At 58.0% G+C, this 12,529-nt stretch carries 10 protein-coding genes; 6 read left to right on the top strand and 4 right to left on the bottom strand.

Features of this window, described 5'->3' with window-relative positions; genetic code table 11:
- The first annotated feature begins 17 nt into the window (after positions 1–17).
- On the top strand, positions 18–1,331 hold the full coding sequence (fapF, locus tag NL116_RS14370; RefSeq protein ID WP_494377747.1) for a fibril amyloid transporter FapF: 1,314 nt from the start codon (positions 18–20) through the stop codon (positions 1,329–1,331).
- Positions 1,332–1,397: 66 nt separating this feature from the next.
- Here the strand turns inward: fapF and NL116_RS14365 are convergent, their stop codons facing one another.
- Positions 1,398–2,723: a sigma-54 dependent transcriptional regulator gene (locus NL116_RS14365; protein ID WP_046033095.1), complete on the bottom strand. Its 1,326-nt coding sequence runs from the start codon at positions 2,721–2,723 to the stop codon at positions 1,398–1,400.
- A gap of 343 nt (positions 2,724–3,066) precedes the next feature.
- Between NL116_RS14365 and NL116_RS14360 the strand changes: the two genes are divergently transcribed.
- From NL116_RS14360 to nhaB, 3 genes are all read left to right on the top strand, one after another.
- Positions 3,067–3,333, top strand: coding sequence for a hypothetical protein (locus tag NL116_RS14360; protein WP_494377746.1), 267 nt, complete (start codon positions 3,067–3,069; stop codon positions 3,331–3,333).
- 274 nt (positions 3,334–3,607) lie between these two features.
- Positions 3,608–4,897 carry a delta-60 repeat domain-containing protein gene (locus tag NL116_RS14355; protein WP_494377745.1) on the top strand — a complete coding sequence of 430 codons (1,290 nt, stop codon included), beginning with the start codon at positions 3,608–3,610 and terminating at the stop codon, positions 4,895–4,897.
- 74 nt (positions 4,898–4,971) lie between these two features.
- Entirely contained in the window at positions 4,972–6,474 is a 1,503-nt protein-coding gene (gene nhaB / locus NL116_RS14350; RefSeq protein ID WP_494377744.1) for a sodium/proton antiporter NhaB, read from the top strand.
- 84 nt (positions 6,475–6,558) lie between these two features.
- On the opposite strand, the gene NL116_RS14345 is transcribed toward nhaB, so the two are convergent.
- Genes NL116_RS14345 through gnd form a run of 3 tightly spaced genes read right to left on the bottom strand, consistent with a single transcriptional unit; the run spans position 6,559 to position 9,886 of the window.
- Positions 6,559–7,389 (bottom strand): HAD family hydrolase, encoded by an 831-nt coding sequence (locus tag NL116_RS14345; protein WP_494377743.1) that lies wholly within the window; start codon positions 7,387–7,389, stop codon positions 6,559–6,561.
- Entirely contained in the window at positions 7,386–8,909 is a 1,524-nt protein-coding gene (gene zwf / locus NL116_RS14340; protein ID WP_494377742.1) for a glucose-6-phosphate dehydrogenase, read from the bottom strand. The genes NL116_RS14345 and zwf overlap by 4 nt, the downstream gene beginning before the upstream one ends.
- The gene (gnd, locus tag NL116_RS14335) at positions 8,906–9,886 is read right to left on the bottom strand and encodes a phosphogluconate dehydrogenase (NAD(+)-dependent, decarboxylating) (RefSeq protein ID WP_494377741.1); all 981 of its coding nucleotides are present in this window, start codon (positions 9,884–9,886) and stop codon (positions 8,906–8,908) included. The genes zwf and gnd overlap by 4 nt, the downstream gene beginning before the upstream one ends.
- A 272-nt stretch (positions 9,887–10,158) precedes the next feature.
- Here gnd and NL116_RS14330 point away from each other — a divergent pair, with 272 nt between their 5' ends.
- Positions 10,159–10,341, top strand: coding sequence for a DUF6026 family protein (locus tag NL116_RS14330; protein WP_494377740.1), 183 nt, complete (start codon positions 10,159–10,161; stop codon positions 10,339–10,341).
- Positions 10,342–10,536: 195 nt separating this feature from the next.
- Positions 10,537–12,273, top strand: a complete 1,737-nt coding sequence (locus NL116_RS14325) for a phosphoethanolamine transferase CptA (RefSeq protein WP_494377739.1) — start codon at positions 10,537–10,539, stop codon at positions 12,271–12,273.
- Positions 12,274–12,529: the final 256 nt, after the last annotated feature.

The raw sequence follows: 12,529 nt of genomic DNA, 5'->3' as shown, positions 1-12,529 counted from the left end.
TAAGGGACGGCGAATTCATGTATCGATCAGTATCACTGCGCGCAGTAGTTTGTTTGAGCACTCTGTTTCCGGCGGCGATGTTGCAAGCAGCACCCAACGCCGATGTAGAGGCCCTGAAACAGGAACTTCTGGAGTTGAAGCAACGATACGAAGTACAACAAAAAGCCTTGGCGGTACTCGAACAACGGGTCCGCCAAGTAGAGGAACAACCCGCAGCGCCCCCACCAAAACGACTGGCCAAGTCGCCAGCAGACATGAAGGGGAACGCGGGCACCGCGGTCGCCACAGGGACCGGCGCCGCAGCAGCATCGGGGGGAGCCGCTGGGGGTAGCGGCAGTTCTTACGGCCAATCGCTGGCTGACGACTCACAACCGGCACAGAGCGTTTCCAACCTGTATGACGAAGCCAGCGGCTTCTTCGGCGGCGGCAAATTCAGCCTCGAAACCGGTATAACGTACTCCCGATACGACACCCGGCAACTGATTCTCAACGGCTTTCTCGCGCTGGACTCGATCTTCCTTGGCAACATCAACCTCGATCGCATCAAGGCCGATACCTGGACACTTGATGTTACGGGCCGTTATAACTTCGACAACCGCTGGCAATTTGACCTTGACGTGCCGGTGCTTTACCGCGAATCAACTTACCAGTCCGGTGGGGGCAACCAAGGCGCGGCTAACGTCACCACTGAACAAACGGTCACCCAGGATCCGACGATTGGCGACGTCAACTTCGGCATTGCCTACAAGTTTATGGACGAATCGGTGAACACCCCGGATGCCGTTTTCACCTTTCGAATCAAGGCGCCTACGGGCAAGGACCCGTTCGGGATCAAACTGCGTCAGACCGACGCCAACTCTAACCTGTTCGTACCTGACTCCTTGCCCACTGGTAACGGCGTATGGGCCGTCACCCCGGGCATTTCGCTGGTCAAAACCTTTGACCCGGCGGTGCTGTTCGGTAGCTTGTCTTACACGCACAACTTCGAAGAGTCCTTCGACGACATCAGCGCGACGGTCAACCAGAAAACACCGGGCAAGGTACAAATCGGCGACAGCTTCCAGATCGGCGCAGGTATTGCGTTCGCCTTAAACGAAAAGATGAGTATGTCGTTCTCGGTGTCTGACCTGGTGCAGCGCAGAAGCAAGCTGAAACAGGATGGCGGTGACTGGGAATCCGTGGTCGCCAGCGATGCAAATGCCGGCTACTTCAACATCGGCATGACCATTGCCGCCACCGACAACCTGACCATCGTACCCAACCTGTCCATCGGCATGACGGACGATGCCCCGGACTTCCAGTTCAGCCTGAAATTCCCTTACTACTTCTAACCCTTACCCGAAATGGAAAAGGCCCGCTGCGACGGACATCGCAGCGGGCCTTTGCGTTTGCGGCCTCTACCGGATCTGATGTTTGTGCAGCAATCGGTAGAACGTCGGGCGTGAAACACCCAACACTCTGGCGGCGACACTGAGATTGTCACTGTGCCGATTCAGTACGTCGCACAGCGCCTGGCGTTCGGCGCGCGTCTTGTAGTCTTCTAGCGTGCCCATGGGAGTGGCGAAGGCTTGCTGGCTGATCAAGCCAAGGTCCCGCGCCTCGATTTGCCGCCCTTCGGCCAATACCAACCCACGACGTACCCGGTTGGCCAATTCGCGGACATTGCCCGGCCAGTCATGCTTGCCCATGGCAATCAGCGCGTCCTCACTGAAACTGCGCGGACGGCGGCCGGTTTCGTGGCTGTAGAAGTGGGAAAAGTGGTTGGCCAACATCGACAGATCGCCGTGGCGTTCACGCAGCGGCGCGGTGACCACCTGGAGCACGTTCAGGCGGTAGTACAAATCCTCGCGGAAACGTTTCTTCTCGATAGCGGCCTCAAGGTCGACGTGTGTTGCCGCCAATACCCGAACGTCCACCGGAATCGGCTGACTGCCGCCTACGCGCTCAATGTGCTTTTCCTGTAGGAAGCGCAGCAGATTGGCTTGGAGTTCCAGCGGTAAATCGCCGATTTCATCGAGGAACAATGTGCCGCCGTTCGCCGCTTCGATCCGCCCGACCTTGCGCTGATGGGCGCCGGTGAAAGCGCCCTTCTCATGGCCAAACAACTCGGACTGAATCAGGTGTTCGGGAATCGCGCCGCAATTGATCGCCACAAAAGGTTTGCTGTGGCGCTGGGATTGCCGGTGCAGGGTTCGGGCGACCAACTCCTTACCGGTGCCGCTTTCGCCTCGGATCAACACCGGGGATTCGGTGGGCGCCAGTTTGCTCAACAATTTGCGCAGCTCGCGAATCGGTTTGCTGTCGCCCAGTAGTTCGTGCTCGGGCTGGTCGATGTGAATCGTGCCCTGCCCACGCAGGCGCGCCATACCGAACGCCCGTCCCAGAGTGACCTGAACGCGAGAAACGTCAAACGGCAAGGTGTGAAAGTCGAAAAACCATTCGCAAACGAAGTCCCCGACATTCTGCAAGCGCAGGACTTCCTGATTGAGGACGGCGATCCACTCGGTGCCGCTGCGGCTGATCAGCTCTTTGACGGCTTCCGGGCGTTCCAGGTGAAAGGGTTGTAATCGCAAGAGGCCAACGTCGCAGGTTCTATCGGCGGCGTTCTCCAGGGAACAACTATCAACATCCCATCCCACAGAGCGTAAACCCGGTAATAGACGATGGCAGTCGTCACAGGGATCTACTACTAACAGACGTCGTAACGCGGGCGCTTCGATCATGACTGTTCCTTGGCGCCAAATTATAGGAAATATTAGTAAAAACAGTCATTTGGCGGACTTGGCTGTAACATTAGCAAGAATTTGACACGGCCTTGTATCGATTGACTATAGAGCAGCCACTTAATAAGTTATAAGCAACGACTTGCTTAGTTACCTAACGAGTTGAACCTTTCATTCAGCTTTCAAAAAAAGTCCTGCAACTGAGGTTATGAAAGAAAGTTGAAATTTCTTTTGTTTGGGTGTGACCTGACCCCCTGTTGGGGGCATCAGTACAAGTAACTAGCCGAACGGTAAGCCCAACCGACGGCACATCACTTGATTGGGCATACAGAGAGAAGACCCCATGACCGCCCCGCTCCGTATCAACGAAGCTCTTTTGATTGCCGACCGCGCATTTCAACCTTTCGAATGCGTCGCCTGGGCTCAACAAGACGGCAACGGCGAGCTCTGCATCACCGTCATCGACCGCACGAATACCCATATCGGCCGCACCCAAATCCCAAGCAGCGCCTATTCCGACCCGGCACAACTTGAACATTTGCTGCAGCAGGCCCGTGCCGAACTGAGCCAGGACGGTTATAAACTGCAATCGTGGTCCATGCCGCATTAAGGGCATTTGGCGGATTACTTCCCGATAATCCGCCCTCCCCCACACTTTTGTTTGACTGTTTACGACAGTAACAGCGCATTCAAACTTCAATCTCCCCACCCCGAGTTACTTGGCTGGCTTGTCAGTGGTTCGAAAAGACACTGTTCTGGCACACAGCGACCCTCCGCCTGTTAGTTAGGACAGTTGTGCGATCGCTCATTCAGGGATTGAATGTTTCGCAGGCAGTTGGCCACCCGCCCCGCGGGTTTCGGCCAGCTCGCAAGGAGATGCGCGCATGCCACACCAGACTGCATTTGCCCTATCTGCATCGCCGACCATTGCTGGCGACCTCGATAAAAGTTTCGCCGCCGGTGGCAAAACCCAAGTGTATTTCGCGGGCAGTACGTCAAGCATCGCCAACAGCGTCGCGATCGACCCGAACGGTCGCGTGCTTGTGGCGGCCACCGTCGGCATGCGAGAAGGCAACTGTTTTGGCCTGGCCCGGTTACTGGAAGACGGCTCGGCAGACCTGGCATTTGGCACTAACGGCAGCGTTATCGGGCAGTTCCAGCATGGTCATGAGGCCATGGCGGGCAAAGTCCACGTACTCGCCAATGGACACCTTCTGGTCGCCGGCCTGCATTATGAAAATGATCAGCGAACGCTGCCAGCGCTGGCGTTGTTCGATTCGCAAGGCCACCCGGTGGAACGTTTTGGTGACAATGGACGCTGCGTCGTACGCCTGCCGGGAAACCTGTCCCAAGGCATGCGCGACCTCTGGCTTCCTCCCGGCGTTCCGGGGGCCGAAGCCTGCGACGTGCACGTCCAGGCAGATGGCCGGGTTCTGTTACTGGCCAACCATCATTTTGAATTGGCCGATCACGTCGGCCTGCTGATACGCCTCACCCGGCATGGCGAACTGGACACCTCCTTCAACAGCCGCGGCTTCGTCATCGTCAGGCATTTACTGATGAACTCCTGGCTCCGCAGCCTGATGGTGCAACGTGACGGCCGGATCATGGTGGGTGGGTCGATCAATTTCCCCGAAGAAGGCTTGCTCGCGCGCTACCTCCCTGACGGTCGCCTGGATGACACGTTCGCCGTGGATGGTTTTATGACATTCAGGGCCGAGGAGCGCGGGGCTCAGGTCAGCCAGATCATCGAGCAGGACAATGGCGACTTGCTGTGTTTTGGCAGCAGCCGCGACCCGATGCATTGCCTGGCCTTCAAAGTACACAGCAACGGTCGTCCGGACGTTCATTGCAACGGGGGTCAGCCACAACTGCTGAAAGTTGGCCGCAGCGGCTGCCAATGGACAGGCGCGTGTAGCCAGCATGACGGCCGTGTGTTGGCAGTAGGTGCCACGGTCGGCGGGATTGAAGCCGATTTCCTGTTGGCCCGGTACTTACCCGGAGGGCAGCTGGACCCAGGTTTTGCCGAAGGCACCTGCTGGGTTCGCACGCGCCTGGGGAGCAGCCTCGACACCGCGACGTCAGTGGCCGTTCAGGCAGACGGAAGCATTGTCGTCGGCGGCTATTCGCTGGATGGCTACTACAAGGCTGTTGTAGTGCGTTATCTCGGCTAGACCCGAACTTCCCACACTTGATATTCCCATCTTGTTACGGCAAGTTGCGCGCTTCTTTAAACAAGGAGTAGCCGATGTCCGGTTCAATGGCCCAGGCGTTCGCGCATAACTTTCTCGGCCACTCACCTCGCTGGTACAAAGCGAGCATTCTCGGCTTCCTGATTCTCAACGCATTGGTGCTGTGGACGGTAGGTCCGGTTGCGGCCGGTTGGCTGCTGGTGCTGGAGTTCATCTTCACCCTGGCCATGGCGCTCAAGTGTTATCCGTTGATGCCCGGCGGGCTGCTGCTGGTCGAAGCGCTGCTGCTGAAAATGACCACACCGCAGGCGCTGTATGACGAACTGGTGCACAACTTTCCGGTGATCCTGTTGCTGATGTTCATGGTGGCCGGCATCTACTTCATGAAAGACCTGCTGCTGTTCCTGTTCTCTCGGCTGTTGCTGGGGGTTCGCTCCAAGGCGCTGCTGGCGTTGATGTTCTGCTTTCTGTCGGCTTTCCTGTCGGCGTTCCTCGATGCCTTGACCGTGACGGCGGTGATCATCAGTGCTGCCGTAGGGTTTTACTCGGTGTATCACCGTGTCGCCTCAGGCAATGATCCACGCCAGGACAGCGAGTTCAGTAATGACCAACACTTGCCCTCCCTTCACCATGAAGACCTTGAACAGTTCCGCGCCTTCCTGCGCAGCCTGCTGATGCACGGTGCCGTGGGCACAGCGCTGGGCGGTGTCTGCACGCTGGTGGGTGAACCACAGAACCTGTTGATCGGCCATGAGATGGGTTGGCACTTCGCTGAATTCTTTTTGAAAGTTGCCCCGGTTTCACTGCCGGTGCTGGTCGCCGGTCTGGTGACGTGCGTGCTGCTGGAAAAACTGCGCTGGTTTGGTTACGGCACCCTGCTGCCGGACAACGTGCGCACGGTGCTGGCCAATTATGCCGCCGAGGATAATGCCGAACGCACCACACGCCAGCGTGCTGCTTTGTTGGTGCAAGGTGCTGCGGCATTGATCCTGATTGCAGGGCTGGCGTTTCACATTGCGGAAGTCGGCCTGATCGGGTTGATGGTGATCATCTTGATCACCGCGTTCACCGGCATCACCGACGAGCATCGGATCGGCAATGCGTTCAAGGACGCCATGCCGTTCACCGCGCTGCTGGTGGTGTTTTTTGCGGTGGTGGCGGTGATTCATGATCAGCAACTGTTCACCCCGCTGATCCAGTGGGTATTGGCGCTGCCGGCCGACCGGCAACCGGGCATGTTGTTTATTGCCAACGGCTTGCTGTCGGCCATCAGCGACAATGTGTTTGTGGCGACTATTTACATCACGGAAGTGAAACAGGCCTTCATCTCCGGCCATATGACCCGCGAACACTTCGAGACACTGGCCATTGCAATCAACACCGGGACGAACCTGCCCAGCGTGGCGACACCCAATGGTCAGGCAGCGTTTCTGTTTCTGCTGACCTCGGCGATTGCGCCGCTGATTCGGCTGTCGTACGGGCGGATGGTGTGGATGGCGTTGCCGTATACGGTGGTGATGGGTGTGCTTGGGTGGTACGCCGTTAGTTTCTGGCTGTAACCCGGACCAAAAACTGTGGGGCCTGCTCGCGATAACGGTCTGAAAGGGCCTCATGGCGAGCAGGCTCACTTCTACACCGGGGATTTATGTGGGCTGGCGAGGGAGGATGTATTGCTCGATCGCCTGTGCCGCACCGTCTTCGGTGTTGGCGCCCGTCACCACGTCGGCCTGACGCTTAACCGCCTCTTCCGCCTGACCCATGGCAATCGACAGCCCGGCGCGATGAAACATCGCCGGGTCGTTGCCGCCATCGCCCAACGCGGCAGTTTGTTGCAGTGGTACTCCGAGGTATTTGGCCAGTGTCTCCAGCGCCGCGCCCTTGTTCGCCTGCATCGCCGTCACGTCCAGATACACCGGCTGTGAACGCGACACCTGGGCCTGGCCTTCAACCCTGGGCAGCAATTGTGCTTCCAATTCGATCAGCAACCCGGTGTTGTTGCTGGCCGCGACGATCTTGTCGATGCGCTCCAGGTACGGTTCAAAATTCTCCACCACCACTGGCGGATAGCCCAGACCATGCTGCTCTCGGGGAACCATCGGGCCATTGGCGTCTTTCAACAGCCAGTCGCCGCCACTGAATACCCAGACTTCGATGTCCGGCAGATCGGCAAACTGCGTCAGGGTGGTAAGCGCAGCGGTGGCCGGCAAGTAATGAGCCACCAGCAAGCTGCCGTCCGGATTGACGATCGTGCCGCCATTGAACGCGGCCGTCGGTACATCGACGCCTAACGCTTCAATCTGCTGCAACATCGCTTTGGGCGGGCGGCCGGTGGCCAGGCTGAACAACACGCCGGCCTCACGCAACGAACGGACGGCCTCGACAGTTCGCTGACTGAGCGTGTGATCGGGCAGCAACAAGGTACCGTCCATGTCACTGAGCAGAAAACGGATGGGCTGTTGCGTGACGTCCCTCATCCGAGGCTGTGCCAGACGCGACCATCACGTGCCAGCAACTCATCGGCGTCAGCCGGGCCATCCTCACCTGCTGCGTAATGCTGAACCGTTGCGTCCTGTTGCCAGGCGTCGAGAAATGGCTGCACGGCGCGCCAGCCGTTCTCGATATTGTCGGCGCGCTGGAACAGCGTCTGATCGCCGGTCAGGCAGTCATAGATCAGCGTTTCGTAGCCGGTGGACGGCTGCATTTCGAAGAAGTCCTTATAGGCGAATCCCAGTTCGATATTGGCCATCTTCAACGCCGGGCCAGGCCGTTTGGCCAGCAGGTCGAACCACATGCCTTCGTTGGGTTGAATCTGGATCCGCAGGTAGGTCGGTTGCAACTCGTCGACCTCGGTGTCACGGAACTGCGCATACGGCGCCGGTTTAAAGCAGATCACAATCTCGGTATCGCGCACGCTCATGCGTTTACCGGTGCGCAAGTAAAACGGCACGCCGACCCAACGCCAGTTATCGATCATGACTTTGAGCGCCACATACGTTTCGGTCGTGCTATCGGGCGCCACGTTGTTTTCCTGGCGATAACCGGGCAGCGGGTTACCGTCGACGTCGCCCGCGGCATATTGACCGCGGACCGAGTTGGCCCGTGCCTCTTCGGTGGACCAAGGGCGAATGGCTCCGACCACTTTGGCTTTTTCACCCCGTACTGCGTCGGCGCCAAACGCTGCCGGCGGTTCCATAGCCACCATCGCCAGTAACTGGAACAGGTGATTGGGCACCATGTCCCGCAGGGCACCGGTGTGTTCATAAAAGCTGCCACGGGTTTCGACGCCGACGGTTTCAGCGGCGGTAATCTGCACGTGGTCGATGTAATGGTTGTTCCAGAACGCTTCGAACAGGCTGTTGGAAAACCGGCTGATCAAAATGTTCTGCACGGTTTCCTTGCCCAAGTAGTGATCGATCCGGTAGATCTGGTTTTCCGTCATCACCTTGAGCAAGCAGGCATTCAAGGCTTCTGCGGTGTGAAGGTCGGAGCCGAACGGTTTTTCGATGACCACCCTTCTGAACGCTTCAGGGGTTTCTTGCAGCAAACCGGCGGCGCCGAGCCGGCGCACCACTTCACTGAAGAAACGTGGCGCGGTGGCCAGGTAGAAGACCGCGTTGCCCGTGCCACTGGCGGCGATTTTCGCCGCCAGTGCTTGATAAGTGCTGTCGTCCAGGAAGTCGCCCTGGACGTAGCTGATGCCTTGGGCCAGTTTGGCCCACACCTGCGGATCAAGCGCTTGATCGCCCTTGCCGACCTTGGCCGCCGCTTCCGTTCGAATAAAATCTTCGAGCTTGCGGGCAAAGGCATCGTCAGTGATGGCGTTGTGGTCAACGCCGATGATCCGCAATCCATCCCCCAGCAAACCGTCGCGACTCAGGTTGTACAGCGCCGGCATCAGCAGGCGCTTGACCAGGTCACCGTGGGCACCGAACAGGAACAGCGTGGTCGGTGGTGCGGGTTCTGCCTTGGATTTATTGCGGATCAGACGAGTCATTTTTTCGGTGTCTCCACGTGGCCGCCGAAGCCGAAGCGCTGGGCTGAGAGAATCTTGTCGCCGAAGGTGCCTTGCCCACGCGAACGGTAGCGCGAGAACAGCGAGTTCGACAGTACTGGTACCGGCACCGCCTGCTCCATGGCGGCTTCAATGGTCCAGCGGCCTTCACCGCTGTCAGCCACGGAACCGGAATAGCCGTCGAGTTTCGGATCACTGGCCAGTGCGTCGGCGGTCAGGTCGAGCAGCCAGGAGGAGACCACGCTGCCACGACGCCAGACTTCGGCGATGTCGGCGACGTTCAGGTCAAAGCGCTGGTCTTCGGGCAGGTTCGTGCTGGCCTTGGTCTTGAGGATGTCGAAACCTTCGGCGAAGGCCTGCATCATTCCGTATTCGATGCCGTTGTGAATCATCTTCACGAAATGCCCCGAACCCGCGGGCCCGGCGTGGATATAGCCACGTTCAGCGCGATCGTCATCGGACTTGCGGTCCTTGGTGCGCGGGATGTCACCCAAGCCCGGCGCCAGGCTGGCGAACAGCGGATCAAGGCGCTTAACCTCTTCGGCATCACCGCCGATCATCATGCAGTAGCCACGCTCCAGGCCCCAGACGCCACCGGAGGTGCCGACGTCGATGTAGTGCAGGCCTTTTTCCGACAAGGTCTTGGCCCGGCGGATGTCGTCCTTATAGAAGGTGTTGCCGCCGTCGATGATGGTATCGCCAGCTTCGAGCAAGGTGCTCAGGGTCTCGATGGTGTCTTCGGTCGGTGCGCCGGCTGGCAGCATGACCCAGACCGCTCGCGGTTTGGCCAGGCCGGCGACCAGCGCCGGCAAGTCTGCGACGCCCGTGGCGCCCTCTGCAGCCAGGGTGTCGATGAAGGCGGTATTGCGGTCGTAAACGACAGTGGTATGCCCATTGAGCATCAGGCGCCGCGCAATATTGCCGCCCATGCGGCCCAGTCCAATGATCCCGAGTTGCATGTGCTGATGCTCCCTACTACAAATAAAGTGTGTCAAAGGTTATAGCCCAACGTGAGTCATGGGGTTAGTCCAGAGCGTTGGCACATAGTTTCCGGGCATTGTGCCCGATCCTGATTGATAACGTCGGTAATCGCGCCGAAGACACAACGACCACGAAAAATAAAAAAGTTCCCTTGTGAGGCAAAAGAAATCAAAATCAGCGCCGATAGTAGATCAGCACCCGCTTGTAAGGGGGCGTTCTACAGTTGAGTCAACCAATTGCGAGGTGAGCAATGGGCACAGTACACGCAGCACGGCCAGCACAGACCCTTTACGTTACGATTCGTCGGGATGAATTGCGTCAATTGAAAGAAGAGCGCGACCTCTTGAAGCAGGAACTCGCGCAACTGCGCCAGCTGACGCAAGGCACTCAATCGCTACCTTTGCCCGTGACTCAACGCGCGCCTCATGCCTGATTTTTTCAGATAAATCGGAGACAGCGCTTCGCTGTTTCCGGTCTCGTTTTACCCTCGCAATCTCCAGCGCTTCACAAATTTTTCACAAATACTTACTGATAATCCCGCGCATTATGGCCGCTCGATTCTCGTGTGGTTTCCGTTCGTCGGCATGGGATGGCTCGACGTCGAAGTGATTTCTGGCTGGAGCGTTGAATGGCATTGTTTAAGCGCAGCACTACGTCTGCGAAAGGTTTCGATTGGGCAGGATTTCTCTGGTTATTCCTGTTCTTCTGGTATTTTTCCGGCATCACCCAATTACTCATTCAACTGACCGGCACTTCGGGCTTTACCGGATTCCGTCAGGCGTTTGTGATGAGCGCCATCTGGCTTGCGCCGATGCTGGTGTTCCCTAAACAGACGCGCGTGATGGCAGCGGTCATTGGCGTCGTGCTGTGGGCCTGCTCAATGGCCAGCCTGGGTTACTTCTTTATATACCAGCAGGAGTTTTCCCAGAGCGTCATCTTCATCATGTTCGAGTCGAACATCTCTGAAGCTGGCGAGTACATGACCCAGTATTTTGCCTGGTGGATGGTCGCGGCGTTCCTCGCCCACACGCTGTTCGCTTATTTCCTGTGGACCCGCCTGCGCCCGGTTGTCCTTCCTCGTTGGCAGGCACTGGTGGCCGCGACGGCTATCGTGATCGCAGTGGTCGGCTACCCGCTGGCCAAGCAGACCGCGCGCACCGGCAATTTTGCTGAAGGGTTCGACAAGTTCGAAACCCGCATCGAGCCTGCCGTGCCTTGGCAGATGGCCGTGGCTTATCACCGCTATCTCGAAACCCTGGCCGGCATGCAAGACATGCTGCACAGCGCGAGCAAAATTCCACCGCTGAAAAACCTCGCCGACTCGAGGGTCGACCAGCCGGCGACCCTGGTGCTGGTGATCGGCGAGTCCACCAACCGTCAACGCATGAGCCTCTATGGCTACCCGCGTGAAACTACGCCGGAACTGGACAAGCTCAAGGACCAACTGACGGTCTTCGACAACGTCATCACCCCGCGCCCTTACACCATCGAGGCGCTGCAACAGGTGCTGACCTTCGCTGACGAAGAGAATCCGGACCTTTACCTGACTACGCCATCGCTGGTCAGCATGATGAAACAGGCGGGTTACAAGACGTTCTGGATCACCAACCAGCAGACCATGACCAAGCGCAACACCATGTTGACGACCTTCTCCGAGCAAGCCGACGAGCAGGTGTACCTGAACAACAACCGTAACCAGAACGCCGCCCAATACGACGGCGACGTGATCGAGCCGTTCAACAAGGCGTTGGCCGATGCGGCGCCACGCAAGTTGATCGTTGTGCATTTGCTGGGCACACACATGAGCTACCAGTACCGTTACCCGCCGACGTTCGACAAGTTCACCGACCGTAAAGGCGTGCCGGACGGCGTGCGCGACGATCAGGTGCCGACGTACAACAGCTATGACAACGCCGTGCTGTACAACGATTTTGTGGTATCGAGCCTGATCAAGGACTACGCCAAGTCCGATCCGAACGGCTTCCTGTTGTACCTCTCCGACCACGGCGAAGATGTGTTCGACTCCGTCGGTCACACCACCCTTGGGCGTAACGAGAACAAGCCGACTGCGCCGATGTACACCATTCCGTTCATGGCATGGGCATCACCGAAATGGCGTGAAAACCATGACTGGAGTTTCGCTGCAGACCTGAGCCGGCCTTACAGCAGCTCGCAACTGATTCACACTTGGGCAGATCTGGCCGGTTTGAGTTTTGATGAGCTGGACCACAGCAAGAGCCTGGTCAGCGCCAGCTTCAAGCCGCGCCCATTGATGATCGGCAACCCCTATGAGCGCCAGGTGCGCCCGCTGATCGATTTCAGCCTGATGAAGCCGAAAGTTGATCCGACCCTCGTAAAACAGTAGACGCAGACAGGGGCCGATTCCGGCCCCTTTTGCTGTGCCCTGCACAAAACCTTGCCTCGTGGAAAACACCTTAAAACGAGATTAATTCACGTTTCCGCTAAATCCCCTCTTCTCTCCTCGTCCTTGAACAAGCGGGAATCTTCCATTGACGACGCGGAGTCGGCTGCGATGTATTACGACAACGTCGGGTTCTACAACGGCGTGTTTTGGGCTGACCCGCGCACCATCACGTTCAGCCTCGACTGCAAGCTCTGAC

It is taken from the genome of Pseudomonas sp. FBCC-B1667, from assembly GCF_059133255.1.
This window is presented reverse-complemented; position numbering and strand designations above follow the sequence as displayed.

Excerpts from the sequence above, each read along its gene's own strand:
- fapF (WP_494377747.1), top strand. The coding sequence starts at position 18 with ATGTATCGATCAGTATCACTGCGCGCAGTAGTTTGTTTGAGCACTCTG.
- NL116_RS14365 (WP_046033095.1), bottom strand. The coding sequence starts at position 2,723 with ATGATCGAAGCGCCCGCGTTACGACGTCTGTTAGTAGTAGATCCCTGT.
- NL116_RS14360 (WP_494377746.1), top strand. The coding sequence starts at position 3,067 with ATGACCGCCCCGCTCCGTATCAACGAAGCTCTTTTGATTGCCGACCGC.
- NL116_RS14355 (WP_494377745.1), top strand. The coding sequence starts at position 3,608 with ATGCCACACCAGACTGCATTTGCCCTATCTGCATCGCCGACCATTGCT.
- nhaB (WP_494377744.1), top strand. The coding sequence starts at position 4,972 with ATGTCCGGTTCAATGGCCCAGGCGTTCGCGCATAACTTTCTCGGCCAC.
- NL116_RS14345 (WP_494377743.1), bottom strand. The coding sequence starts at position 7,389 with ATGAGGGACGTCACGCAACAGCCCATCCGTTTTCTGCTCAGTGACATG.
- zwf (WP_494377742.1), bottom strand. The coding sequence starts at position 8,909 with ATGACTCGTCTGATCCGCAATAAATCCAAGGCAGAACCCGCACCACCG.
- gnd (WP_494377741.1), bottom strand. The coding sequence starts at position 9,886 with ATGCAACTCGGGATCATTGGACTGGGCCGCATGGGCGGCAATATTGCG.
- NL116_RS14330 (WP_494377740.1), top strand. The coding sequence starts at position 10,159 with ATGGGCACAGTACACGCAGCACGGCCAGCACAGACCCTTTACGTTACG.
- NL116_RS14325 (WP_494377739.1), top strand. The coding sequence starts at position 10,537 with ATGGCATTGTTTAAGCGCAGCACTACGTCTGCGAAAGGTTTCGATTGG.